Consider the following 24645-nt stretch of genomic DNA (forward strand, 5'->3'; position numbering starts at 1 on the left):
GTTCACGTCTGGCAGCGGGGGCACCAGAAGACGTCGCGCAGCTCGAGTTCGCTGCGACCGATTTTCGATCGGACGAGTCGTGTGCCGCACCGGCGGCAGGCCTGCCCGTGTCGCGAGTGGACCCACAGCCGGGCGCCCCGCCGGGTATTGCCCGTCGTCGTGCGTTCGACCCGGTCTCGATTGGCATTGATCAGTCGATGGGCCAGTCCCACGAGCGCGGGAAGATCTGTCACCTCACCGATCAACCTGGTCGGCAGGATGCCGCGCAGGAAGCACAGTTCGTTCACGTAGACGTTGCCGAGGCCGGCGAGGTTCCGCTGGTCCGCCAGTGCCACGGCTACCGGCACGTCAGGCCGGACGGCCAGGCGCCGCACCGCTTCGCCAGCGTCCCAGTCGGCGCCGAGCAGGTCCGGTCCCAGGTACCCGAGCGCCGGCACCTCTGCCGTGCGCGGCATCAGCTCGAGCACGCCGAGGTCGAACCCCGCGGCCGCGCAGTCGAGTGTTTCAAGCACGATCCTGGCCTGAAACGCCGGCCGCTGCCACGCAGTGCCGTGGCGGTACAGGTGCCACGACCCTTCCATCTTCAAGTGGGAGTGCACGCTCACGCTGTCGGTGCGGATCAGTAGATGTTTGCCGCGACTGGCGATCTCCTGCACTGTCTCCCCCGTCAGGTCGATGGTGGCCCATTGAGGAACCCGGATGTCGCAGCGGGTGAGAACACTCCCCCGCAGGGCGTCACCCAGCGACCGCGCCTCGCGGTAAACGGTGTCTCCCTCAGGCACTGAGCCTCAGCCCCTTGGGGGTGAGGGTGAAACCGGCCCTCTGGAGCTGCTCACCGACGGGCGTGCCGATCACGAAGGCTCCGTTGACGGTCTCCACCGCCAGCTTGTCGATCCTTCCGGCCTTCACCACGGTGGCCAGGCTCGCCGCGGCGGCAGCCAGCGGTGCAGCCTCCGACGAATACGACAGCACGGTCTTGCCGCCCCGCTCGATGTAGAGCACGAGCTCACCGTCCACGAGCACGACGATGGCGCCAGACTTGCGTGCGGGACGGTGCCCGGTACCTTCCGCGAGCGGCGGCCACGGCACCACGGCGCCGTACGGGTTGGCCGGATCGGTGGCGGCGAGCGTGTGGGCCATCGGGCGTCGCGGCCCGGCGCCCTCGGCCGCGGCAGCGAAGGACCGCAGCCGGTCAATGGTTCCCCCTCCCGCGAACTGGGCGGCGCCGAGACCGTCAACGAAATACCCGCGCCGGCAGCGTCCGGTCTCCTCAAAACCGCTGAGCGTGCGGTAGACGAGGGCGAAGCCGCCGACAACGCCCTCCGCCTGCACCGCACCTCGGGTGACGACCCCGTAGCGTTCGAGGAGGGTTTCGCCGAGGGCGTGGGCGCGCCGAGTCGCAACGGAGTCGGCGAGCGGCAGGATCGACCACCGACCGGACACCGTCGGCGGTCCGCCACGGGTCGGGAGGGCCGATCGCGGCACCGACCGACCGCGGTGCATGTGGGCGCGCGGGGCCGAGCGGCTGGGTTTGTGCGACGTTCGTCCGCCGTTCAGGCGGGATCGCATCGGAGCGAACGTGTCGTTACTGATCAGCCCGGCCCAGACCAGATCCCACAGGGCGTCCACGAGGTCGGAGTCCACCTTGTTGCCCACCGCGTCGGAGAGTTGGCGGAAGAAATACCCGCCTCCGCCACCCAGGGTCGCCAGCACGTGCTGTTGCTGCTCGGTCAGGTCGCGGTCGAGCGCTGGGGGCAGGGTCAGCGGTGCCGTGTCCGCCAGGTGCAGGCTGATCCAACCGTCGTTCCCGGCGAGGGATCCTGCCCCCGCCCAGATCACCTCCCCCGCATTCGTCAGTTCGTCGAGCATCCCGGGCAGGTACCCGTCTATCCGCGCCGGCAGGATGAGCGATTCCCACGCCGAGGCCGGTATGCGGGCGCCCTCGAGTTGTTCAATAACGGAGGCAACGCCGTCAACTCCGCGCAGCCGTCCGCCCACGTGTTGCCATTGCGGGAGAAAACGGGCCATTGTCACCTGATCAACGGGTTCGACCTCGTGTCGGAGTGCCGCGAGCGAGCGTCGACGCAGTCGCCGCAGTACCTCGGCGTCACACCATTCGCTGCCGGTGCCGTTCGGCCGAAACTCGCCCTCCACGATGCGCCGGGAATCGGCGAGTCGTCGCAGCGCCTGCTGCATGACCGCGGTACCGAGTCCGAAGCGGTCCGCCGCCGCCTCCGTCGTGAACGGTCCGTGCGTGCGGGCGTAGCGGCTCACCAGGTCGCCGAGCGGGTCGGCGACGGACTCGCTGAAGACCCGCGGAATGCCCAGCGGGAGCGGGACGCCGAGCGCGTCACGCAATCGACTGGCGTCTTCGATCACCGCCCACCAGTCGCGGCCGGCGAAGCTCGTGCGCACGGCCCGTTTGGCGTCGACGAGGGCCCCGAGGTGAGCGACCCAGTCGGCCGGGGCGCCCTCCGACAATCGGGGGCCGAACTCGTCGAGGGTGAGGGGGCCGAGCCCGCGGAGGAGGTCAAAAATGCCCTCGAGTCCGAGCGCCTGCCGATCGGGAGCGAGTCGCTGCAGCTCCCGGTCGGTCGCGGCGATCACCGCTGGGTCGAGGAGCTCGCGCAGTTCGACCCGACCGAGCAGCTCCGCGAGCAGGCTGGAGTCGATGGACAGGGCCGTCGCGCGCCGCTCGGCGAGGGGAGTGTCGCCCTCGTACATGAACGCCGCCACGTAGCCGAACAGCAGGGTGCTCGCGAACGGGCTCGCGGCATCCGTTTGCACCTCCATCAGACGAATCGAGCGGGATTCGATCTGTGTGGCCAGTCGCGCCAGGGCCGGCAGGTCATAGACGTCTTGCAGGCACTCGCGTATGGTCTCGAGGATGATCGGGAACGTCGGGTGTTCCCGGGCCACGTCGAGCAGTTGCGCTGCCTTCTGCCGTTGCTGCCACAGCGGCGAACGCGAGCCGGGGTTGTAGCGCGGCAGCAGCAGCGCGCGTGCGGCGCATTCGCGAAACCGCGCCGCGAAGAGGGCAGACCCGGCCACCTGCTCCGTGACGATCTCCTGCAGCTCGTCGGGTTCGAAGACGAAGAGTTCCGCGCCAGGCGGCTCGACTCCCGTGTCGGGAATGCGCACGACGATGCCGTCATCGCTCGCGACACAGTTGCCGTCAAGCCCGAAGAGATCCCGCACCCGGGCGCCCACGGCAAGGGCCCAGGGCGCATGCACCTGCATGCCGTACGGGGAATGCAGGATGACGCGCCAGTCGCCCAGCTCGTCGGTGAACCGCTCCACGACCAGGGTTCGGTCCGTCGGCAGATAGCGGGTGGCGGACCGTTGCTCGTTCAGGAAGGCCAGCAGGTTGGTGATCGCCTGCTCTCCCAGGCCGGCGGCGGCGCACCGCTCGCGGGCCTGGGGCCCGGAGAATGCGGACACCTCGCGCACGAAGACACCGATCGCTTCGCCGAGTTCGGCGGGGCGGCCCTGGCCATCACCCTTCCAGAACGGCAGTCGGCCAGGTTCCCCAAACGCCGGCAGCACCAGCACGCGGTCGTGGGTGATCTCCTGGATGCGCCAGCTGGTGGTGCCGAGCGCGAAGACGTCGCCCACGCGCGACTCGTAGACCATCTCCTCGTCGAGTTCGCCGACTCGCTTGCTGCCCACCTCGTCGCCGCCCACCATGAAGACACCGAACAGGCCACGGTCGGGAATGGTTCCGCCGCTGGTCACGGCGAGCCGTTGTGCGCCGGGTCGCCCGGTGAGGGTGCCGGCCACCCGGTCCCAGATGATGCGCGGGCGCAGTTCGGCGAACCGGTCGGACGGGTACCGCCCGGCGAGCAGGTCGAGGGTGGCCTCGTACAGGGAGCGGGGCAGGCTCGCGAACGGGGCGCTGCGGCGAATGGTCTCGAACCACTCCTCCACGTCGATCTCATCGAGTGCCACGGCGGCCACCGTCTGCTGGGCCAGGATGTCCAGCGGATTGGCGGGAATGCGCAGGGCTTCGATCTGGCCGGTGAGCATCCGCTCCGCGGTGACGGCAGCGTGAATAAGGTCTGCCCGGTGCTTGGGATAGATCACTCCGCGGGAGATCTCCCCCACCTGGTGCCCGGCCCGCCCCACCCGTTGAAGCGCACTGGCCACCGACGGCGGCGATTCCACCTGCACCACGAGGTCGACGGCGCCCATGTCGATACCGAGCTCGAGGGTCGAGGTGGCCACGACGCACCGCAGCCGCCCGGACTTCAGGTCGTCTTCGATGAGCGCTCGCTGTTCTTTGCTGACCGATCCGTGGTGGGCCCTGGCGAGCACGGCGTCGGCGCCGGTGGTCTGGCCGCTCGCTCCGAGCAGTTCGGCCGGTGGCCTCGTGCGGGCGGCGGATGCCTCGGTACCGAGTGGCGCATCCAGTCCCCCGGCGTCATCGGCTGCCGCGAGCCGATCGGTGTAGATCTCGTTGAACCGGGCGGTGAGACGTTCGGTGAGTCGCCGAGAGTTGGCGAACACGATTGACGAGGAGTGCGCGAGCACCTCGTCGACGATGGCCTCCTCGACGTGCGGCCAGATTGACCCGGTCTGGGCCGACGACGCTGCGGTGGATCCTTCGCGCGGCACCACCGGTCCCAACTGGCTCATGTCCTCGACGGGCACGACAACGCGCAGGTCGAACCGTTTCGGTGAGGCCGACGCGACGATGCGCACCGGGGCGCTTCCGCCGAGGAATCGGGCCACCTCGCTATGCGGGCGCACGGTGGCCGAGAGGCCGATGCGCTGGGCCGGCTTGGCCAGCAGCGCGTCGAGGCGCTCGAGGGACACGGCGAGGTGGGCGCCACGCTTGCTGGCCGCCACGGCGTGCACCTCATCAATGATGACGGTGTGCACCCCGCGCAGGGACTCACGTGCCGCGCTCGTGAGCAGCAGAAAAAGCGACTCCGGCGTGGTGATGAGAATGTCGGGGGGCGTTTTGACGAGGTGTCGGCGTTCGGCGGCGGGGGTGTCACCCGAACGCACCCCCACGCTCACCTGCGGCACCGAAAGGCTCAGGCGTTCCGCCGCCCGGGTGATGCCCACGAGGGGTGCACGCAGGTTGCGTTCCACATCGACGCCGAGGGCCTTGAGCGGTGAGATGTAGAGCACGCGGGTGGAGGCGGGTTCCACCGCGGCGCCGGGCGGGGGTGCGAGGGCGAGCCGGTCGATAGCCCACAAAAATGCGGCCAGCGTCTTGCCCGAGCCCGTTGGCGCGACGACGAGGGCATGGGAACCTCCGGAGATGGCCTCCCAGGCACCGAGCTGCGCCGCGGTGGGCGCCGCGAATGCGGCGTCGAACCACGCCCGGGTTGCGGGCGAAAAGCGATCCAGCACCGTCATGGGTCTATTGTCGCGCGCCGCACCGACATCCGCTCGTTGCTACTTCAGGAGAAACGCACACGCGAACGCCCCGCCCCCGCGCCAACACGCCGGCGCGCGAGCCGCAGCAGCCGGGATCTCCTGAACGAGCAACCACGCGGGCTATGTCGGCGGCGAGTGGATGCCGGGGACGGGCTACTCGGAGGCGACGAGCTGCACCGTGAGGGAATCCACCCCGGTGGCGATCACGTCGCTCGCGGCCCAGCGTGCGGCGAGGCGAGCCAGGGTAGCGTCGAGTTCCGGCTGGGTCAGGCCGACAACGAGCTCAAGGCGCACGATGAGTTCGGGTCCGCTCAACCGGCCGTGCGGGTCTCCGGCGACGAGCTCGAGGCCGAGCACGGAGAGCTCGGTGGCGACCGTGGCGTCGAAGGCTGCTCGCACCTGCGCGCTCGCGTAACTCGGCGTCCAGGGCAGTGCTTGCGCAATCGACCACAGGGCCGGGCGGCGAATGACGAATTCCGTCGGCGCCATCGGGTCGAGAACAACGACGTCGGTGTTCTCCTGCGCCGCGGCGAGGGCAACCCGAACCCCGTCGGCGGGAACCGGGCGGGCCTCGGGGTTCCAGGCCGACATGGCCGCCGCGGAGGTGAACGCCGGCAACACGTTTCGTCCGTCGGGCCCGGCCACGGTGATGATCGACAACTCCTGCGTCTTGTCGATCGTCACGCCGTCGTCGTTGGTGCCGGACTCGCCAAGCGCGGTGACGAGGGGGATCAGCAACCGCGAGGTACGGATCGCGTCGATGACGCCCTCCTCGCCCGCTTCACGCGCGTGGAATCGACGCACCGCCTCGATGAGCGGCGCCGGAGCGAGCCCGTCGTCGTCGGCGCTCATGTTCGGCTCGAAGTCCCGCCCCGCCCAGGGCTGCCCGGCGGAGTCGGCCGTGTTGCCGCCGATGGTCGGCCCGGACGATGAACCGGTGGAACCGAGGTTACGAGCCCGAGACATCCAGCGCCTCGGCGAGGGTGAAGGCTCCCGCATACAGCGCCTTACCGACGATGGCCCCCTCCAGGCCGAGCGGCACGAGTTCCCGCAGGGCAATCAGGTCGTCGAGGCTCGACACTCCCCCGGAGGCGATGACGGGTTTGCGGGTCTTGTCGAGGATCTGGCGCAGCAGGTCAATGTTGGGTCCCTGCAAGGTGCCGTCCTTGGTGACGTCGGTCACGACGTAGCGGGCGCATCCGGCAGTTTCGAGGCGCTCAAGGACCTCCCACAGGTCGCCGCCATCCTTCGTCCAGCCGCGGGCCGACAGGGTGGTTCCGCGCACGTCGAGTCCCACCGCGACGGCCTCGCCGTACTGCGCGATGACGTTCGCTGCCCACGCGGGGTTTTCGAGCGCGGCAGTGCCGAGGTTGATGCGCTTCACGCCCGTGTTGAGCGCCGCCTCGAGCGACTCGTCGTCGCGAATTCCGCCGGACAGCTCAATATTCACGTCCTTGACCTGCCGAATGACCTTCTTGATGACGCCCGTGTTGTTTCCACGGCCGAAGGCTGCGTCGAGGTCCACGAGGTGAATCCACTCGGCTCCCTGGCGCACCCAGTCCGCTGCAGCGTCTTCGGGGGTGCCATAGCTGGTCTCGGTGCCGGCCCGCCCCTGCGTCAAACGCACGGCCTTGCCATCGGCGACGTCGACGGCCGGCAACAGAACGAGACGCGGGGTGGTGTTGAACTCACTCATTAGTTTCCTCTAATTCACATGGCCGCTGAGACGGCCGACTTGAACACAATAATGTGGGGTGATGCGCTAGTGGCGCAGGGTTGCCAGCCAGTTTTTTAGCAGGTGAATGCCAGCCTCCCCGGATTTTTCCGGATGGAACTGCGTGGCCGAGAGCGGCCCGTTTTCAACGGCGGCGAGAAAGGGCCCACCATGCTCGGCCCAGGTCAGGCGCGGCTGTGGAAACGGGGGCTGAACCTCGAGCGTCCACGACTGCGCGGCGTAGGAGTGAACGAAGTAGAACCGCTCCTCCTCGATACCCCGAAACAGTACGGAATCGGGGTCGGGGGACACGGTGTTCCAGCCCATGTGCGGCAAGACCGGCGCGGGAAGCTCCGTCACCGTTCCCGGCCATTCCCCGAGGCCCTCGGTATCGACACCACGCTCCACTCCGTGCTCGAAGAGCACCTGCATTCCCACACAGATGCCCAGCACGGGTCGTCCTCCGGCGACGCGCCGGTCAATGATCTCGTCACCACGCACGGAGGTGAGCGCCGCCATGACCGCGCTGAACGCACCAACACCCGGAACAACGAGGCCATCGGCCTCCAGGGCAGCCTTCCGGTCGTGGGTGAGTGTCACGTCGGCGCCGGCAAGTTCCAGCGCCTTGACGGCGGAGTGCACGTTGCCGGTTCCGTAGTCGAAGACCACAACAGAGGTCACAGGGCGCCCTTCGTGGAGGGGATACCGCTCACGAGCGGGTCAAACGCCTTGGCGAGACGGAAGGCACGAGCGAAGGCCTTGAATTCTGCCTCCGCAATGTGGTGCGCATCCCGACCGCCCAGAACTCGCACGTGTACGGTCAGTCCGGCGTTGAAGGTGATGGCCTCAAAGACGTGACGCACCATAGAACCGGTGAAGTGCCCGCCGATGAGGTGGAACTCGAATCCAGCGGGTTCTCCACCGTGCACGAGGTACGGCCGACCGGAGATGTCCACGACGGCCTGCACGAGTGCCTCGTCGAGCGGAACCACGGCGTCACCGTAACGGGAGATGCCGGACTTGTCGCCGAGCGCCTGCTTGATGGCTTGGCCGAGCACAATCCCAATGTCTTCGACCGTGTGGTGCACGTCGATCTCGGTATCGCCATGAGCGCGCACCGTAAGGTCGGTGAGGGAGTGCTTCGAGAACGCCGTGAGCAGGTGGTCGTAGAACGGTACGGTCGTCTGAATGTCACTCACCCCGGTTCCGTCCAGGTTGATCGACAGCTCGATACTTGATTCGCTGGTCTCGCGTTGCAGGTGGGCGACGCGCGGTGCAACCGGCGTTGAAGATGAGCTCATGAGCCTAGTTTATTCGCCTGCGGACGAAGCCGGTCGACCGAGGCGCTCAAGCGCCTCGAGGAACGCCGTCGTCTCGGTGCGGGTACCGGCCGTGACACGCAGGTGGCCGGCGATCCCAACGTCGCGGATGAGGATTCCCTCGGCCAGCAGCGCCTCGAAGATGGCGTGCGGATCCGGTACGCCGCCAAAGAGCACGAAGTTGCTCCCGCTCTCGTACGGGGAGTAGCCCAGACGCGCGAGTTCGACCACCAGACGGTCCCGCTGACCGCGAATTTCGTCCACCATGGCCAGCATCTCCTCGGAGTGGGCCAGCGCCGCGTTGGCGGCCGCCTGGGTGAAGGCCGACAGGTGGTACGGCAAGCGAACGAGGCGCAGGGCGTCTGTCACGGCGGGGTCGGCGGCGAGGTAGCCCACCCGGGCGCCGGCGAAGGCGAAGGCCTTGCTCATTGTGCGAGAGACAAGCAGGCGTTCGCGCCCCGGAAGCAGCGCAACGGCGCTCGGAGTGCCGTCCGGCTCGAACTCGGCGTAGGCCTCGTCTACAACAACGATCCCGCGGCTCGCCTCATAGACAGCGGTGATCGTGTCGAGGGACAAGCTCGTGCCCGTTGGGTTGTTGGGGGAACACAGAAACACGAGGTCGGGGTTTGTGCGCGTTACCCAGTCCGCCGCAGTCTCTGGTGACAGGTGAAAATCGGCATCGCGGTCGCCCTCGATCCACTCAGTTCCCGTGCCCGAGGCGAGAATGGAGTACATAGAGTAGGTGGGGGCAAACCCCAGTACGGACCGGCCGGGGCCGCCGAACGCCTGCAGCACCTGCTGCAGCACCTCGTTGGAGCCGTTGGCCGCCCAGATGTTCTCCCGGGTCAGTTCGTGGCCGAGGTATGCGGCGAGTCGATCCCGGAGCTCGGTGAACTCACGGTCGGGATACCGGTTCACGGTGAGAACCGCCTGAGCCAGGGCGCGCACAATGTCCAGAGCCACGGGCTCCGGTATCGGGTGCGTATTCTCATTCACGTTGAGGGCTACCGGCACGTGCAGTTGCGGAGCTCCATAGGGGATTTGACCGCGAAGGTCAGCGCGCAGGGGAAGATCATTGAGGCTGGTCACCCGTCAATGCTACGGCGACCCGGGGCCTCTCCCCCAACCCGCAGGTTCTCGGAGCGGAGTACGCGCGCGGGGGTTGGCCTCCGTCAGTAGCCGGCGGGCAGGGTGAGACGCTGACCGGGCTGCACGGAATCACCCTGCAACTGGTTGAGATCGATGATGTCGACAATGACATCTCGGGGGTCTGCGCTGGGGGCGATCGACTCGGCGAGGTTCCACAGGGTTTGGCCCGGGGCCACGGTGACGTACCGGAATGACACGAGTTCCGCGTGCAGGACAGCGCTCGAAGCGGCACCGGGCGTTGTCGCCTCGGCGATTCCTCCGTTCAGTGCCAGCATGATTGCCGCGACAACCAGTGGGGTCGCCGCGATCGTGGTGAGGACGATTCGTCCGCGCCGGGTCAGTCGAAATCGGGTGTTGGCCGCTGTTGCCGCATTGCCAGGTGCCGTGGTCATGTGTACGGTGCTGATGTCTACTGCCCTCATGTCGAACCTCCGGGTGATCTAATTCGGCGAGTTCCGCATCCGACTCTCGGCCGGGAGGGACGAATGCGAAACTATGTTCCGAATATAACTTCGAATATTCGAACAATCAACCCTTTCGCTTGCAATCTACCCAAATAGTTCGCGACACCCTCGAATAGATGTTTGTCTTGGCTGCGCAAACTGGATAAAGTTTCGATAGAGAAATTGTTCATTCCGAACTCAACCAGACACCACCGACATTCCCGTCTCACAGCCATCAGGCCCAGGCGGGACCGACTCGAGGAGCGAAAGCGTGACGAAAGACACCAGCGGTTCCCGCGACAAGGGCGGCACCAGGCGACGCAAGAGCCTGAGTGACCGCCAGCTCGCCATCCTTGACGTGATCCAACGCTCGGTCAGCCAGCGTGGGTATCCGCCAAGCATGCGAGAGATCGGCGACGCGGTGGGACTTGCTTCCCTATCGAGCGTCACCCATCAGCTCAACCAGCTTGAGCTGAGCGGCTATCTGCGCCGCGACCCCAACCGCCCCCGGGCGCTTGAGGTACTGATCGAAGTTCCCCGATCGGCAGAGGACACCGTCGTGCGCGAGGGCGAGGGCTCGGCGAGCCCCGCCCAGATCGGCGACGCGGCCATGGTTCCGCTCGTCGGGCGTATCGCTGCCGGCGTTCCCATCACGGCCGAGCAACAGATTGACGAGATCTTCCCTCTCCCCCGGCAGCTCGTGGGCAAGGGAGAGCTCTTCATGCTCAAGGTCATCGGCGAGTCGATGATCGACGCGGCCATCTGCGACGGGGACTGGGTCGTCATCCGTCAGCAGAAAACGGCCGAGAACGGCGAGATCGTCGCCGCCATGCTCGACAATGAGGCCACCGTCAAGGTCTTCCGGCAGCGGGACGGCCACACCTGGCTTCTCCCCCGCAACTCCAACTTCGAGCCCATCGTTGGCGACTTCGCCGAGATCCTCGGCAAGGTCGTGGCCGTTCTCCGATCCGTATAGCTACGACACACACACGACGCCGCGCGGCGAGAAGCACGGTATGTGCAGCTCCCCGCGCGGCGTCTGTTGTTTCGGCTAGGCCAGTACGGCAGCGACGATTCGTTCGCGAACGATCCGGGTCGCTTCGAGCATGTTCTTGAGCGAATCGACCGTCTCGGCATACCCGCGGGTCTTGAGACCGCAGTCGGGGTTCACCCAGACCTGTCGCGCCGGGATCGAGCCGAGTGCGGTTTCGAGCAGTTCCGTGAGTTCGGTGACACTCGGAACCCGCGGGGAGTGGATGTCCCATACTCCCGGCCCGATGCCGTGGTCGAAGCCACCGGCCTCGATGTCGTGCACCACCTCCATGCGCGAGCGCGCGGCCTCGATGCTCGTCACGTCGGCGTCGAGGTTCGCAATCGCGTCGATGACGACACCGAACTCCGAGTAGCAGAGGTGAGTGTGGATCTGGGTGGCGTCCGCGACGCCGGCCGTCGCCAGCCGGAAGGATCCGACCGACCAGTCGAGGTAGTCCGGCTGCTGCTCCTTCTTGAGCGGCAGTAGCTCCCGCAGTGCCGGCTCGTCAACCTGCACGATGCCGATACCGGCAGCCTCGAGGTCGCCGATCTCATCGCGCAACGCGAGCGCCACCTGACGGGCGGTCTCGCCCAGGGGCTGGTCGTCGCGAACGAATGACCAGGCGAGGATCGTCACCGGGCCGGTGAGCATGCCCTTGACCGGCTTCGTCGTGAGGCTCTGTGTGTACACGGACCAGTCCACGGTGATCGCCCGCGGCCGGGACACGTCGCCCCACAGAATGGACGGTCGGGTGCACCGGCTGCCATAGGACTGTACCCACCCGTTCTCGGTGACGGCGAAGCCGTCGAGGTTTTCGGCGAAGTACTGCACCATATCGTTGCGCTCGGGTTCGCCGTGCACGAGAACGTCAAGTCCGATCTCCTCCTGCAGCGCCACAACCCGAGCGATTTCGGCCTGCATGAGCGCACGGTACTCGGCCTCGGTAAGCGAGCCCTTGAGCAGCTGGGCACGTGCGCGCCGGATCTCACCGGTCTGGGGGAAGGATCCGATCGTGGTGGTCGGTAGCAGCGGCAGGCCGAGCGCCTCTTCCTGGGCCGCGAGCCGATCGACGTAGTCACCGCGAGAGAAGTCGGCGGCGCTGAGGGCGCCCGTACGCACGCGCACCGCGCCGTCGCGCACTCCCGGTGCCGCCTGGCGAGATTCCAGAGCAGCAGCGGCAGCGGCCAGTTCGGGTTCAATCGCTGCGGGACCGTCGAAGAGCCCGCGAGCCAAAACAGCCACCTGGGCGACCTTCTGGTCGGCAAAGGCGAGCCAGCTCGTGAGGTCCGCACCGAGCGATGACTCGTCCGTCACGTCGTGCGGCACGTGGAGCAACGATGTCGACGTCGCGATGGTCACCGACGGGGACAGCTCACGCAGCGCCTCGGCGCGGGTGAGGGCGTTCCGAAGGTCGCCCCTCCAGATGTTGTGCCCGTCGACCACGCCGGCCACGAGCACCTTGGTGGAGAGCCCCGGCGTCGACGCCGGTACGGCTCCGCGTACGAGGTCGATGCCGATGGCCTCCACCGAGGTGCCGGCGAGAACGGGAAGTGCATCGTCGAGGCTGCCGTAGGGAGCGGCCACGAAGATGGCCGGGCGGCGGTCCAGCTGTCCGAGGGTCGCGTACGTCGCGGCAAGCGCTCCGAGCGTTTCTGCGCGAGGCACGTCGATGCTTTCGCTCACGAGGCCGGGCTCATCCAGCTGCACCCACTCGGCTCCGGCTGCGGCGAGGCGGCCGAGGAGCTCAGCGTAGACGGGCACGAGATCATCCAGGCGCGACAGGGGCTGGAAGCCCACCGGCGCTTCGTCGCTCGGCTTGCTCAGCAGTAGGAACGTGATGGGGCCCACAATAACGGGCCGGGTGGTGAACCCAGCCGCCCGAGCCTCCTCGAATTCGCGCACAATTCGGTCACTCGCGAGCGAGAAGACCGTTTCCGGTCCGATCTCCGGCACGAGGTAGTGGTAGTTCGAGTCAAACCATTTGGTCATCTCAAGGGGCAGCTTGTCGCCCTCCCCGCGGGCCAGGGTGAAGTAGCCGGCGAGGTCGATTCGACCGTCAGCGCCCACGAGCGACGCGAAGCGTGAGGGCACCGCCCCGACGGTTACTGCGGCATCCAACACCTGGTCGTAGAACGAGAAGGACTCCGGGATCGATGAATCGGTGCGTCCCAGGCCGAGGGAAGCCAGACGCTCTCGGGTGCTTGAGCGCAGGCCGGCGGCAGTGCCCTCGAGTTCGTCGGCACTGGTCGCGCCGCTCCAGAAGGCCTCGACGGCCTTCTTGAGCTCACGACGGCGCCCAATGCGCGGGTAGCCGAGGATCGTTCCGGACGGGAATTCGGGGATGGTTGTCATGCTGATTTCCTGACTGGATAGGCCACCGAAAAGGCGGGATAGCTGGAAGCTGAACGGGTGGAAGCGGGGTGAAGTTTGCGGGTGTCGAGGGCGCCGCATCGGTGCAGCACCTCGAGCACGGTTGGGTGCTGGTTGAAGGCATAGAGGTGCAGGCCAGGGGCGCCACCGTCGAGGACCTGCTGCGCGAGCTGGGTCGCATGCGCGATACCGATCTCCCTCTGGCCTTCCGGGGTCGGTTCGACCTCGAGTTGGATGGCGAGGTCCGACGGCAACTCCTCGCCGGAAAGTTCGAGGATGCGCCGCAGCCGACCGGGGCTCGTGACGGGCATGATCCCGGGCAGGATCGGAAACTCGACGCCGGCGCGGCGGGCCCGCTCGATGAAAGTGAGGTAGTCGTCGGCGTGGAAGAACAGCTGGGTGATCCCGAGGTTGGCGCCGGCGGCCTGCTTGGCCAGCAGCGTGTCGATGTCCTGCGATGTGGCGCGGGACCGTGGGTGACCATTGGGGAACCCGGCCACGGCAATGCGCACCTTGTCGCGCTCCGTCTTCACGCCGCGGGCGCCCGGCAGGCCGGGAATGACCGTCTCCCGGTAGGGCACGCGCTCGGCCTGCACCCGGTGAATCAGCTGTACGAGCTCGGCGGCGCTGTGCAGGTCGCCGAGGAACGTCTCTCCCTCGGCAACCCCCTGCGGCGGGTCGCCGCGCAGCGCGAGGAAACTGCGCACACCCGCGTCGAGAAACTCCCGAATCAGCACGCTGGCCTCGACATTGGAGGATCCCACGCACGTGAGGTGCGCCATCGGGTCCACCGTCGTGTGCTCGAGAATGTACCGCAGCACCTCGAGCGATGAGGAACGAGACGAGCCGTTGGCCCCGTAGGTCACGGAGAGGAACTCGGGTCCGGCCGCCGCGAGGTGGTCGATTGTTGTGTGCAGGGCGGATACCGCGGCATCCGTTTTCGGCGGATACAGCTCAAACGAGAACGGCACGTGCGTCGTGCGCGGTGTCGATGTCGTCGTCTCGGTCATCGGGTTCCTCATTCGGCAGAAGCGGTGGAAAGTGCGGCCGGGCGGCCGCGGACCATCAGCGGAGCTGACAGTGACTCGCGGGCGGGTGCCGGGCTCGGCTGTCGCTCCATGCCGCGGGAGAAAATCCCCGGGCAACGATTGTGTAGAAATCTACAACACTCCCAACCGGCACGTCGGAGTGTGACGCCGCGTGACTCGAGTGTGCTCAGAGTGCGGACCGCGCGCGCAAAAAAGCCGCCAGCCGTCGACGAGTGTCGGCGGGCTGGCGGCTTTCGACGCCGCGGCTGGGGTCAGTCGGTGACGGCGGGCTGCTGCACGAATGGGGTGAAGTGCGGCGCGATCTCCGACGTGACGAACGCCGTGATGAGCGTGCCCGCTTCCACATACTCGGTCGAGACGACCCGTCCCTCGTCGTGCAGCAGCGCGATGAGGTCACCGCGTTCGTAGGGGACGAGCAGGTGGAGTTCGATCTGTGGCGTGGGCAGCAGCTCTGAGATGGCGGCGAGCACGGTGTCAATGCCCTCGCCGCTTCGCGCGGAGACGAACGTGGCGTGTGGCTCAAGGCCACGCAACACGAGGCGATCGTCTTCGCTGATGAGGTCGCTCTTGTTGAAGACCACGAGCTCGGGAATGTCCCGGGCGCCAACCTCGGAGATGACGTCGCGCACGGTGGACAGTTGGCTCACCGGGTCGGGGTGTGACCCATCGACGACGTGCACGATGACGTCGGCGTCCGCGACCTCCTCGAGCGTCGAGCGGAAGGCCTCGACCAGCTGGTGCGGCAGGTTGCGCACGAAACCGACCGTGTCGGTGAGCGTATACAGGCGCCCGTCCTCGGTCGTGGACTTGCGCACGGTGGCGTCGAGGGTCGCGAACAGGGAGTTCTCCACGAGCACACCGGCGCGGGTGATGCGGTTGAGCAGGCTCGACTTGCCCGCGTTCGTGTAACCCACAATGGCGACGGAGGGAACGGCGTTGCGCTTGCGGTTGGCCCGCTTCGCAATCCGCGCCGGCTTCATCTCGATCATCTGCTTGCGCAGGCGAGACATTCGGGTGTGGATGCGACGGCGATCGAGTTCGATTTTCGTCTCACCGGGTCCGCGCGACCCCATGCCGGCTCCCGCACCACCGACCTGGCCACCCGCCTGGCGGGACATGGAGTCACCCCAACCACGCAGGCGCGGAAGCAGGTACGCCAACTGGGCGAGCTCGACCTGGGCCTTGCCCTCCCGGCTCGTGGCGTGCTGGCTGAAGATGTCAAGGATGACGGCGGTGCGGTCGATGACCTTGACCTTCACCACGTCTTCGAGGGCGCGTCGCTGGCTCGGGGCCAGCTCGGTGTCGGCGATCACGGTGTCGGCACCCATCGCCTTGACGATGTTCGCGACTTCCTCCGCCTTGCCCTTACCCAGGTACGTGCTGGGATCGGGTGTGGCGCGGCGCTGCAGCAGGCCGTCCAGCACCGTGGCGCCGGCCGTCTCGGCAAGGGCCGCAAGTTCGCGCATGGAATTCTCGGCGTCCGCGACCGTGCCGTGGGAGTACACCCCCACGAGCACGACGTTTTCGAGGCGAAGCTGCCGGTATTCGACCTCGGTGACGTCTTGAAGCTCGGTGGAGAGACCGCCGACGCGCCGGAGCGCGTTCCGGTCCTCACGCTGGGTCTGCTCACCGTCGAAGTCGTTGCTGTGTTTCACGGTGGAGGCCGGTTCGGCCTGCAACGCCTGCGCTGACCCGCTGGTAAAAAGCGAATAGCCGGCAGCACGACTTTCGGTGCTCGCAAGCACCCGGGCTACTACATCGTCATCATCATGGGGCACGATTGAATCAATCATTCCTTTAACTCTAGTTCAATGAACTCGGATAGGTTCCATTTATGTCGTCCGACCACTACTTCTCCCCCGCACCCGGCACGGAATTGCGAACGCGCACCATTGAGGTCGAGCTCAACGGCGCCACGCACGAGGTGACCACAGCCAACAACGTCTTCAGCCCTGGGCATATTGATACCGGTACCGAGGTACTGATCAAGTACGCCCCGGCGCCACCGCTCGCGGGCGATTTCCTGGACCTGGGGTGCGGCTGGGGCCCGATCTCCCTCCACCTCGCGCTCGTCTCCCCCGAGGCGACCATCTGGGCCGTTGACGTCAACGAACGAGCCCTGGCACTCGTGCGCATGAATGCGGAGCGCCTCGGCCTCACGAATATTCGCGCGGTCCTTCCCGGCGACGTACCTGAGGACATCCGTTTTCGCACCATCTGGTCGAACCCGCCCATTCGAGTGGGCAAGGACGAACTGCACAAACTCATGCAGACCTGGCTGCCGCGCCTCGAACCCGGTTCGGATGCCTGGCTCGTCGTGCAGCGCAATCTCGGTTCGGACTCGCTGCAGCGCTGGCTCGAGGCCGAACTGAGCGATGAGTGCACGGTGTCCCGGGAATCGATCAGCAAGGGCTTCCGGGTGATGCGCGTCGACCGCGCGTCGACCATCTGACAGGTCGGCGGCACGGTCGAAGGCTAGCCGAGGGCGAGGACCCCGTCGAACACCAGGTCGGCGGGGCCGGAGAGGGAGACGTGTTCACCGTCTTCGGTCGGGAACATTCGTACGCCGAGCACGCCGCCCGGCACCTCGACGCGCCACTGGTTCGGTGCCCCTGGGCCTGCCCAGTGCCGGGTGGCCAGAGCCGCCGCTGCGGCGCCCGTGCCGCACGACAGGGTCTCCCCGCTTCCGCGCTCGTGCACGCGCATCCGGATCCGTCCGACGCCGTTGACCACGAGGGGCTCATGCGGGACAACGAGCTCCACATTGGCGCCGTCGGCCGCTTCGGGCTCGAGCTGGGGAATGAACGTGAGGTCGGCGGATTCGAGCTCTTCATCGTCGGCGAGGGCGACGACCACGTGCGGGTTGCCCAGGTTGATGCCGAGGCCCGGGCGGGCGATCGACAGGTTTTTCACGCGCACGAGCGGCTCACCGCCGTCGAGACGCCAGCGTCCAAGATCAACCTGATAGCCGGTGGCGTTGCGCTGAACGTCACGCACGCCCGCTCGTGTTCCGATAGCGAGCGTGTCGCCCACCGCAAGGGTGGCGAGCCCGTTGTCGAGCAGGAAGCGCGTGTACACGCGGATGCCGTTGCCGCACATCTCGCTGACGGAGCCGTCGGCATTCCAATAGTCCATGAACCACTCGGCGTGGTTGTCCTCGGCGAGGGCGGCGGCGCCCGCGGCGATGTTCGCGGACCGAACGGCCCGAATGATTCCGTCGCCGCCGACGCCGAACTTGCGGTCACACACGGCGCGGATCTGTTCGGTGCTGAGCTCCATGTGTCCGTCCGGGTCCGCAAACAGAACGAAGTCGTTGCCGGTGCCGTGACCCTTGGTGAAGTTCAGATTAGTGCCCATGCGCCCAGTTTAGGCGACTGGCACGGTGGGGACGGGGTCGGGGGCGCCGCGGCGAATGTGCACGAGCGCCTGCTCGAGGCGATCGGGCGCATCGGCGTCGATCCACAACGTGGGGTAGCGCTTGAACCAGCTCACCTGCCGGCGAGCGTAGCGCCGGGTGAGCTGTTGGGTGCTCTCAATCGCCTCAGCGCGGGTCAACGTGCCGTGCAGCTCGCCGAGGGCCTGCGCGTAGCCGATGGCCCGGCTCGCCGTAATCCCCCGCTCGAGGCCGACGGCGAGCAAGCCCTCAGCCTCCGCCACGATCCCGTCGGCCCACATGCCTTCAACCCGGGCGTCGAGCCGGGGTGTGAGGTCTTCCCGCGGCACCCGAAGGCCCAGAGTGACGGTCGGGCGCCAATAGACGGGGTCAGCGGGGAGCACGGCGATGTGCGGTGCACCGGTGAGCTCGACGACTTCGAGGGCTCGCACAAGGCGTCGTCCGTTGCTGGAGCCGATGCGCGCCGCGGCTTCGGGGTCAACGGCCTTGAGGCGCGCGTACATGCTGCCAGGGCCGGTTGCCGTGAGTTCGGCCTCCAGCCGGGCGCGCAGCGCGGGGTCGGTGCCGGGAAAACGAAAGTCGTACACGACGGAGGACACGTAGAGCCCGGAACCGCCGACGAGGATGGGCGTTGCTCCCCGCTCCAGGATGTCGGAAATGACCTCGCGGGCGTCGCGCTGGTAGTTGGACACCGTGGCTTCGTCGGTGACCTCGAGGGTATCGAGCATTCGGTGTGGAATGCCGCGCCGCTCAGCCACCGGAAGCTTCGCGGTTCCCACGTCCATACCCCGATAGAGCTGCATCGCATCGGCGTTGACGATCTCGCACGGTTGGCCGCGGGAGGCGAGGTTTTCGGCGACGTCAAGGGACAGCGCCGATTTGCCGGTTCCGGTGGATCCGACGATCACGATCAGCGGATGCGCATCCTGGCCGGCAACGTGCAGCCGGTCGGCGCCGACTTCCTGAGCCGCACCGAACTCGTGACGAGAGTCGAGCACCGCTCTAGCGCTGCCCGTCATTGACATCGTAGATCGGAACGGTCGAGGCCCCGCTTGGCAGCCCCGGCGCTGTTGCGTCGGTGCTCGCGTCGCGGACCCGCAGCGCGGGCAGCCACACGGCGCCGGACGATGCCGGAGCATGCGCAGGAACCCCACAGGACTCGGCCTCGCCTCGGTCCCACGCCTCGCCGGCCCGGGTGGCGCGGATGAGCAGCGGCGCCTGGTCGCTCGAATCCGCGATGAGGTGGAAGGGTGCGGCCTCCGTGATGACGACGGTCACCATGTCGCCGGGGCGAGGGCGTGCCGACCCGGCCGGAACATCAAAGTGCACGAGGCGGCTGTCGGGCGCGCGGCCGCTCATCCGGTGGGTGTCTGCGTCTTTGCGGCCCTCGCCATTGGCGACGAGCAACTCGACTCGCGTGCCGATCAGCGCCTTGTTCTCTTCCCATGCGATGCGGTTCTGAAGCTCAGCCAACCGCTCGTAGCGCTCCTGCACGACCGCTTTCGGTACCTGGTCGGGCATGGTGGCGGCCGGTGTGCCGGGGCGAATGGAGTATTGGAAGGTGAAAGCCGTGGCGAACCGGGCCTCCTCGACCACTCGGAGTGTCTCCTGGAAGTCTTCTTCGGTTTCGCCGGGGAACCCCACGATGATATCGGTGCTGATGGCCGCGTTCGGCATCTGCGCACGCACGCGTTCCAGGATGCCCAGAAACTTCGTGGAGCGGTAGGAGCGACGCATGGCCTTGAGCACGCGGTCCGATCCGGACTGCAGCGGCATGTGCAGCTGCGGCATCACGGCGGGAGTGTCGGCCATAGCGTCGATGACATCATCGGTGAACGCTGCCGGGTGCGGGCTGGTGAAACGGATGCGTTCCAATCCCTCGATCTTGCCGGCCGCGCGCAGGAGCTTGCCGAAGGCGAGACGGTCGCCGAACTCGACACCGTAGGAGTTGACGTTCTGACCCAGCAGGGTGACCTCGATGGCACCGTCATCGACGAGTGCCTGAATCTCCGCGAGGATCTCGCCGGGGCGGCGGTCTTTCTCCTTGCCCCGGAGTGCCGGCACGATGCAGAACGTGCAGGTGTTGTTGCAGCCGACGGAGATGGACACCCAACCGCTGTAGCTGGAGTCTCGTTTGGTGGGAAGCGTCGACGGGAACGTCTCGAGGGATTCCAGGATCTCCAGCTGAGCCTCGCCGTTGTGGCGGGACCGCTCAAGCAGACTGGGAAGCGATCCCATGTTGTGTGTGCCGAACACGACATCCACCCAGGGGGCCTTGTCGAGAATGGTGGTCTTGTCTTTCTGGGCGAGGCATCCGCCGACGGCGATCTGCATGCCGGAGTGGCGTCGCTTCACCGAGGCGAGGTAGCCGAGGTTTCCGTACAGCTTGTTGTCGGCGTTTTCGCGCACTGCGCAGGTGTTGATCACGACGACGTCGGCCTCTTCGCCGTTGGCGGAGACATACCCGGCTGCCTCGAGGGAGCCGCTCAGCCGTTCCGAGTCGTGCACGTTCATCTGGCAGCCGAACGTGCGTACCTCGTAGGTGCGCGCCCGGCCCTCGGCATCGACCGCTGCCGCCGACGGGGTGATCACGGTTCGGCGGGTGGCTTCAGGGGCGGGGGCGATGCTACTCATAGTGGGTCCAGTTTACGCGAGCATTGTGTGAACTCGGCCAGAGCCCTCCAGGACGGCACCAATCAGCGGAATCGCACACCGGAGGAGCTGCCACCCCGCGAGGCTAGCGCTGCCTTCACGGCCTCCCGCACCACGGCAAAGTTGTAGCCTTTTCGCATGAGGAAGGCATTGAGCCGACGGTCAATTGTCTGGTCGTCGAAGCGGCTGAGCTGCTGAATGCGCTTGATGGCTTCCTCGTTCGCGCGCTCCTGCTCGTCGTCCGGCAGCTCTTCGAGCTTGTCGAGCATGATGCCGGCGTCAAGTTTGCGGCGACGCATTTCGGTCTCGACACCGGCGCGCCCGAGTCCCTTGCGCTCGTGGTGGGTGTGGATGATCTGATCGGCGAGTTTCACGTCGTCGAGGTACCCCAATTCGACCAACCGCTCGACCAGGTCGTGCGCCTCACCACCATCGAGATCAAGGTCGGTGAGCACGGCGTAGGCCTCCACGAGCGACAGGGAACGTGCCCGGAGGCGCTGCAGGAGCACGGACTCCGCTCGCTCCCGCAGCTCGGCAGCGTCTGGTTCCGCGACGAGCTCGTCCGGCTCGGTCGTTTCGTCCGGCTCGGTCGTTTCGTCGAGTGCGCGCCCGATAGCCACGGGCGGTGGCGGCGCCTTCTCGAACCCGGTTTTCTTACGCGGCGCAGCGCTCGGGTCGCGGGATTCCAGGGGTGAACGGCGTTTCATTCCGGGCCCGGCCCCCGGCAGATAGGTCACGGGCGCCACCGCATCGTTGCTCGGTGTCGTTGCCTCATCGGCGGGTTCGAAGTGAACCATTCCCGTGACCTATCTTTCGTCGTGTGTTCGGTGGAGGTGAACGCGTCAGCTACGCGGACTTGCGTCCGCCGGCCTTGACCGCCACGGGCGGGGCCACGATTCCGGCCTCAGCCGCCTTGGCCTTTTCAATGGCCTCCGCTGCTTCGAGGGCGACCTTCTCGGCCGCCTTGAAGGCGATGCCCTCTGCGCCGACTCCGAGCTTGTTGAGAATCTTGCGCTCGATCTCGTTGGCCATATCGGGATTGCGCAGCAGGAAGTTGCGTGAATTCTCTTTTCCCTGGCCGAGCTGATCGCCGTCGTAGGTGTACCACGCGCCGGACTTCTTGACGATGCCCTGGTCGACACCGAAGTCGATGAGGCTTCCTTCGCGGGAGATGCCGATGCCGTACATGATGTCGAACTCGGCCTGCTTGAAGGGCGGCGCCATCTTGTTCTTCACGACCTTGACCCTGGTGCGGTTACCGATGGCGTCGGTTCCGTCCTTGAGAGTCTCAATGCGGCGAATGTCGAGGCGAACGGAGGCGTAGAACTTGAGTGCCTTTCCACCGGAGGTGGTTTCGGGGCTGCCGAAGAACACCCCGATCTTCTCGCGCAGCTGGTTGATGAAGATCATGGTCGTGTTTGTCTGGCTGAGTCCACCCGTGAGCTTTCGGAGGGCCTGGGACATGAGGCGAGCTTGCAGGCCCACGTGGGAGTCACCCATTTCTCCCTCGATCTCGGCCCGGGGAACGAGCGCGGCCACGGAGTCGACGACGATGAGATCGATGGACCCGCTTCGCACGAGCATGTCGGCGATCTCGAGGGCCTGCTCGCCGGTGTCCGGCTGGGATACCAGAAGTGCGTCGATATCGACGCCGAGCTTCTTCGCGTATTCCGGGTCGAGGGCGTGCTCAGCGTCGATGAAGGCGGCGATGCCACCATTCTTCTGTGCGTTCGCGATGGCGTGCAGCGTGAGGGTGGTTTTACCGGAGGACTCCGGCCCATAGATCTCGACGATGCGGCCGCGCGGCAGCCCGCCAACGCCGAGGGCGACATCAAGCGCAATCGAACCGGTGGAGATGGTCTCGACGGGCGCGCGTTCGTCGCTGCCCAAACGCATAACGGAACCCTTGCCGAACTGGCGGTCGATTTGGGCGAGGGCAGTCTCGAGCGACTTTTCGCGATCTGCTGCTGATGCCATGATGTGATCTCCTTCGGTCGTGCGTTTCGGCGCCTATAGGCTGTCGTGGCAGGCATCGGGAAGACCCCGACGCTTGCTGTCGACAAGGCAATTGCTGCGTATTGCTGACGTGTGTGACTGTACGCCGCCCCTCCGACATTGCGCCTGAGGGGTCGCGCACGGTGGACAGAATCGAACAATCCGCGCTGTGGAGGAGTCTAGCAATTACCGAACACTTCTTCGAGCATTGTTCGCGTACATTTACGGACGTGTCGAAATTCCAGGGCGGTCAGTGGCGGGCGGCGGGAAGGCCGGCACCATGTCGGCGGCCCGCAGGAACGTCTGTTTCGGCGCACAACGCGAGCCACACGTCGCGAGCGGGTACACCCGCCTCGAGGGCGGCATCCGCTGTTCTCCCGCTCAGCGGCCCGAGAACCAGGTCGCGGGTGAGGACATTTCCGTAGGCCTGGCCGAATTCGTCGGCGACGGCGCGGCGAAATTCACTCAATCGCACTGGTCACTCCTCGCTGGGGCACGAAAAATGCAGTGCGCGGGGTTCTGTGCGCACTGCATTCGTCGATGGTAAATCTTCGATGGGGAACGAGGTGATTACCGCACCAGGAGCCCGGGGTCGTAGGCGGCCCCGAAGTCGTCGGGAACGGTGTCGGGGAACGCTTCGATCCCTTCGATGACGGCCAGACGATCGCCGACCTCACGCATGATGACCGAGATGGGTGTGTCGAGTGCGTCCGCGACGGACGCGAGGATCTCAGAAGATGCCTCTTTCTGCCCGCGCTCTACCTCACTGAGGTAACCGAGGGCGACACTTGCTTTACTCGCGACCTGCCGCAGAGTTCTACCTTTTTGCAGGCGGAAGTCCCTGAGCACATCGCCGATTTCCTGACGTACAAGAATCATCGGAACCTCCTTCTTTTGCCTGTCAACCTAGTGGATAGAACCGTGTGGTGGTGCATCGGACATGTTACGCCGCTTAGCGGATCTGACAACACGAGACTATCGAGGGTGACTGATCTTTTATTGTTAATGTGCTCAATGTAACCCGGACGTAACATCATCTATTCCACAGTATCCCGGGCTAACAGGTCACGCACAGCCTCGATCGCACGAGTCACCGTCTCGGCTCGAATCTCGTCGCGGGTCCCGGTCAGCTGCAGTGGTACAGCCCACGACCCGGTTCCCTTGCAGAGTCCGATGAAAACCGTTCCCGCCTCGTGGCCGCCCTGGGGTCCCGGTCCGGCGACGCCTGTGGTCGAGACGCCAATCGACGCTCGATCACCATTCACCGCGAGGGCCGTGCGCGCCCCAATAGCCATGAGCTTCGCCACGTCGGCGTGCACCGGTCCGTGCACGTTGAGCACACTCGAATCCACGCCGAGCAGAGTGCGTTTGAGTTCGGTGTTGTACGCCACGATTCCCCCGTTAACGACAACGGATGCCCCGGGAACGCGCACGAGTTCGGCCACGAGCAGTCCCCCGGTCAGCGACTCGGCGACGGCGATACTGAGGTGCGCGGCGGTGAGCTCTGCGATCAGATCGGCGGTCGCATCCACGCGCTCAGGCACTCGCGGGCTTCGTTGAGTCCCGGCGTCGCGCGGCGAGGAGGTAGTCGACTCCCGAGTACACGGTGAGCACGAGAGCGATCGACATGGCCACCGTATTGACCCAGTGCATGACCTCGTCGCCGAACAGCAGCCAGAGCGGGAGCAGGGCGAGAGAGAGAGCCACGGATTGTGCGATGGTCTTGAGCTTGCCCCCACGGGAAGCGGGGATCACCCGATCGCGCAGCATGACAAAGCGGAAGACCGTGATCCCGATCTCACGCACCAGGATGACGATGGTGACCCACCATGGCAACTCGCCGATGATCGACAGGCAGACGAAGGCACCGCCGGTGAGGATCTTGTCGGCGATCGGGTCGAGAAGCTTTCCGAGGTCGGTCACGAGGTTGTGCCTGCGCGCAATCGCCCCGTCGATGCCGTCGGTTGCTATCGCGATGATGAACAGCGCGGCGGCCGCCCAGCGCAGTGCGCCGTCCGCGTCACCGTCCGCCAGCAGCATCCAGATGAACAGGGGTGCCAGCAGAATGCGCACGACGGTAATGGCGTTCGGTACGTTCCAATTGCTGGGCCGTACGAGCGGATCGTGCGGTGTCGCCAT

22 protein-coding genes are annotated in these 24645 nt (G+C 66.4%); 2 read left to right on the top strand and 20 right to left on the bottom strand.

Going from position 1 to position 24645, the window contains the following annotated elements; all coding sequences use genetic code 11:
• Positions 1-2: 2 nt before the first annotated feature.
• The 8 genes from EDD25_RS03260 to EDD25_RS03295 all read right to left on the bottom strand — a co-directional run bounded on the left by EDD25_RS03260 (position 3) and on the right by EDD25_RS03295 (position 9992).
• Positions 3-782 carry a DNA-formamidopyrimidine glycosylase family protein gene (locus EDD25_RS03260; protein ID WP_134172004.1) on the bottom strand — a complete coding sequence of 260 codons (780 nt, stop codon included), beginning with the start codon at positions 780-782 and terminating at the stop codon, positions 3-5.
• Positions 775-5367, bottom strand: coding sequence for an ATP-dependent helicase (locus tag EDD25_RS03265; RefSeq protein WP_134172005.1), 4593 nt, complete (start codon positions 5365-5367; stop codon positions 775-777). The genes EDD25_RS03260 and EDD25_RS03265 overlap by 8 nt, the downstream gene beginning before the upstream one ends.
• A gap of 174 nt (positions 5368-5541) precedes the next feature.
• Entirely contained in the window at positions 5542-6354 is an 813-nt protein-coding gene (locus tag EDD25_RS03270) for an SseB family protein (protein WP_134172006.1), read from the bottom strand.
• Positions 6338-7084, bottom strand: a complete 747-nt coding sequence (gene priA / locus EDD25_RS03275; protein ID WP_134172007.1) for a bifunctional 1-(5-phosphoribosyl)-5-((5-phosphoribosylamino)methylideneamino)imidazole-4-carboxamide isomerase/phosphoribosylanthranilate isomerase PriA — start codon at positions 7082-7084, stop codon at positions 6338-6340. The genes EDD25_RS03270 and priA overlap by 17 nt, the downstream gene beginning before the upstream one ends.
• 66 nt (positions 7085-7150) lie before the next feature.
• Positions 7151-7783, bottom strand: a complete 633-nt coding sequence (gene hisH / locus EDD25_RS03280) for an imidazole glycerol phosphate synthase subunit HisH (protein WP_134172008.1) — start codon at positions 7781-7783, stop codon at positions 7151-7153.
• A complete protein-coding gene (hisB, locus tag EDD25_RS03285) occupies positions 7780-8403 on the bottom strand; it encodes an imidazoleglycerol-phosphate dehydratase HisB (protein WP_134172009.1) in 624 nt (207 codons plus the stop codon). Before hisB ends, hisH begins: the two co-directional genes overlap by 4 nt.
• Before the next feature lie 9 nt (positions 8404-8412).
• The gene (locus EDD25_RS03290; protein ID WP_134172010.1) at positions 8413-9510 is read right to left on the bottom strand and encodes a histidinol-phosphate transaminase; all 1098 of its coding nucleotides are present in this window, start codon (positions 9508-9510) and stop codon (positions 8413-8415) included.
• An 83-nt stretch (positions 9511-9593) separates the two neighbouring features.
• On the bottom strand, positions 9594-9992 hold the full coding sequence (locus EDD25_RS03295) for a LysM peptidoglycan-binding domain-containing protein (RefSeq protein ID WP_243834547.1): 399 nt from the start codon (positions 9990-9992) through the stop codon (positions 9594-9596).
• Positions 9993-10284: 292 nt separating this feature from the next.
• On the opposite strand from EDD25_RS03295, the gene lexA reads away from it, so the two are divergent.
• The gene (lexA, locus tag EDD25_RS03300) at positions 10285-10989 is read left to right on the top strand and encodes a transcriptional repressor LexA (protein ID WP_134172012.1); all 705 of its coding nucleotides are present in this window, start codon (positions 10285-10287) and stop codon (positions 10987-10989) included.
• A 75-nt stretch (positions 10990-11064) separates the two neighbouring features.
• Here the strand turns inward: lexA and metE are convergent, their stop codons facing one another.
• The 3 genes from metE to hflX form a co-directional block, all read right to left on the bottom strand.
• Positions 11065-13398, bottom strand: a complete 2334-nt coding sequence (metE, locus tag EDD25_RS03305) for a 5-methyltetrahydropteroyltriglutamate--homocysteine S-methyltransferase (RefSeq protein WP_134172013.1) — start codon at positions 13396-13398, stop codon at positions 11065-11067.
• Entirely contained in the window at positions 13395-14426 is a 1032-nt protein-coding gene (locus tag EDD25_RS03310) for a methylenetetrahydrofolate reductase (RefSeq protein ID WP_134172014.1), read from the bottom strand. The genes metE and EDD25_RS03310 overlap by 4 nt, the downstream gene beginning before the upstream one ends.
• Positions 14427-14716: 290 nt before the next feature.
• Complete coding sequence (gene hflX / locus EDD25_RS03315) at positions 14717-16258, bottom strand: GTPase HflX (RefSeq protein WP_134172015.1); 1542 nt, start codon at positions 16256-16258, stop codon at positions 14717-14719.
• Between the two features lie 41 nt (positions 16259-16299).
• Here hflX and EDD25_RS03320 point away from each other — a divergent pair, with 41 nt between their 5' ends.
• Positions 16300-16917 carry a class I SAM-dependent methyltransferase gene (locus EDD25_RS03320; RefSeq protein WP_134172016.1) on the top strand — a complete coding sequence of 206 codons (618 nt, stop codon included), beginning with the start codon at positions 16300-16302 and terminating at the stop codon, positions 16915-16917.
• 23 nt (positions 16918-16940) lie between these two features.
• Here EDD25_RS03320 and dapF read toward each other — a convergent pair whose 3' ends face one another.
• The 9 genes from dapF to pgsA all read right to left on the bottom strand — a co-directional run bounded on the left by dapF (position 16941) and on the right by pgsA (position 24645).
• A complete protein-coding gene (gene dapF, locus EDD25_RS03325) occupies positions 16941-17822 on the bottom strand; it encodes a diaminopimelate epimerase (protein ID WP_134172017.1) in 882 nt (293 codons plus the stop codon).
• 9 nt (positions 17823-17831) lie between these two features.
• The gene (gene miaA / locus EDD25_RS03330) at positions 17832-18803 is read right to left on the bottom strand and encodes a tRNA (adenosine(37)-N6)-dimethylallyltransferase MiaA (RefSeq protein WP_241986365.1); all 972 of its coding nucleotides are present in this window, start codon (positions 18801-18803) and stop codon (positions 17832-17834) included.
• Between the two features lie 58 nt (positions 18804-18861).
• Positions 18862-20493: a tRNA (N6-isopentenyl adenosine(37)-C2)-methylthiotransferase MiaB gene (miaB, locus tag EDD25_RS03335; RefSeq protein ID WP_134172019.1), complete on the bottom strand. Its 1632-nt coding sequence runs from the start codon at positions 20491-20493 to the stop codon at positions 18862-18864.
• 62 nt (positions 20494-20555) lie between these two features.
• Entirely contained in the window at positions 20556-21308 is a 753-nt protein-coding gene (locus EDD25_RS03340; RefSeq protein WP_134172020.1) for a regulatory protein RecX, read from the bottom strand.
• A gap of 49 nt (positions 21309-21357) precedes the next feature.
• Complete coding sequence (gene recA / locus EDD25_RS03345; RefSeq protein WP_134172021.1) at positions 21358-22488, bottom strand: recombinase RecA; 1131 nt, start codon at positions 22486-22488, stop codon at positions 21358-21360.
• Positions 22489-22756: 268 nt separating this feature from the next.
• Positions 22757-22981, bottom strand: a complete 225-nt coding sequence (locus EDD25_RS03350; protein ID WP_134172022.1) for a DUF3046 domain-containing protein — start codon at positions 22979-22981, stop codon at positions 22757-22759.
• A gap of 95 nt (positions 22982-23076) precedes the next feature.
• On the bottom strand, positions 23077-23385 hold the full coding sequence (locus EDD25_RS03355) for a helix-turn-helix domain-containing protein (protein WP_134172023.1): 309 nt from the start codon (positions 23383-23385) through the stop codon (positions 23077-23079).
• A 158-nt stretch (positions 23386-23543) separates the two neighbouring features.
• On the bottom strand, positions 23544-24050 hold the full coding sequence (locus EDD25_RS03360) for a CinA family protein (protein WP_241986362.1): 507 nt from the start codon (positions 24048-24050) through the stop codon (positions 23544-23546).
• Positions 24043-24645 carry a CDP-diacylglycerol--glycerol-3-phosphate 3-phosphatidyltransferase gene (pgsA, locus tag EDD25_RS03365; RefSeq protein ID WP_134172024.1) on the bottom strand — a complete coding sequence of 201 codons (603 nt, stop codon included), beginning with the start codon at positions 24643-24645 and terminating at the stop codon, positions 24043-24045. Before pgsA ends, EDD25_RS03360 begins: the two co-directional genes overlap by 8 nt.

Origin of the sequence: Cryobacterium psychrophilum, from assembly GCF_004365915.1 — a bacterium.
GTDB classification, from domain to species: domain Bacteria; phylum Actinomycetota; class Actinomycetes; order Actinomycetales; family Microbacteriaceae; genus Cryobacterium; species Cryobacterium psychrophilum.

Bases quoted from the DNA above. Each gene is read 5' to 3' on its own strand.
- EDD25_RS03265 (WP_134172005.1), bottom strand. From the start codon at position 5,367: ATGACGGTGCTGGATCGCTTTTCGCCCGCAACCCGGGCGTGGTTCGAC.
- EDD25_RS03270 (WP_134172006.1), bottom strand. From the start codon at position 6,354: ATGTCTCGGGCTCGTAACCTCGGTTCCACCGGTTCATCGTCCGGGCCG.
- priA (WP_134172007.1), bottom strand. From the start codon at position 7,084: ATGAGTGAGTTCAACACCACCCCGCGTCTCGTTCTGTTGCCGGCCGTC.
- hisB (WP_134172009.1), bottom strand. From the start codon at position 8,403: ATGAGCTCATCTTCAACGCCGGTTGCACCGCGCGTCGCCCACCTGCAA.
- EDD25_RS03295 (WP_243834547.1), bottom strand. From the start codon at position 9,992: ATGAGGGCAGTAGACATCAGCACCGTACACATGACCACGGCACCTGGC.
- metE (WP_134172013.1), bottom strand. From the start codon at position 13,398: ATGACAACCATCCCCGAATTCCCGTCCGGAACGATCCTCGGCTACCCG.
- EDD25_RS03310 (WP_134172014.1), bottom strand. From the start codon at position 14,426: ATGACCGAGACGACGACATCGACACCGCGCACGACGCACGTGCCGTTC.
- hflX (WP_134172015.1), bottom strand. From the start codon at position 16,258: ATGATTGATTCAATCGTGCCCCATGATGATGACGATGTAGTAGCCCGG.
- EDD25_RS03320 (WP_134172016.1), top strand. From the start codon at position 16,300: ATGTCGTCCGACCACTACTTCTCCCCCGCACCCGGCACGGAATTGCGA.
- dapF (WP_134172017.1), bottom strand. From the start codon at position 17,822: ATGGGCACTAATCTGAACTTCACCAAGGGTCACGGCACCGGCAACGAC.
- miaB (WP_134172019.1), bottom strand. From the start codon at position 20,493: ATGAGTAGCATCGCCCCCGCCCCTGAAGCCACCCGCCGAACCGTGATC.
- EDD25_RS03340 (WP_134172020.1), bottom strand. From the start codon at position 21,308: ATGGTTCACTTCGAACCCGCCGATGAGGCAACGACACCGAGCAACGAT.
- recA (WP_134172021.1), bottom strand. From the start codon at position 22,488: ATGGCATCAGCAGCAGATCGCGAAAAGTCGCTCGAGACTGCCCTCGCC.
- EDD25_RS03355 (WP_134172023.1), bottom strand. From the start codon at position 23,385: ATGATTCTTGTACGTCAGGAAATCGGCGATGTGCTCAGGGACTTCCGC.
- pgsA (WP_134172024.1), bottom strand. From the start codon at position 24,645: ATGGCGACACCGCACGATCCGCTCGTACGGCCCAGCAATTGGAACGTA.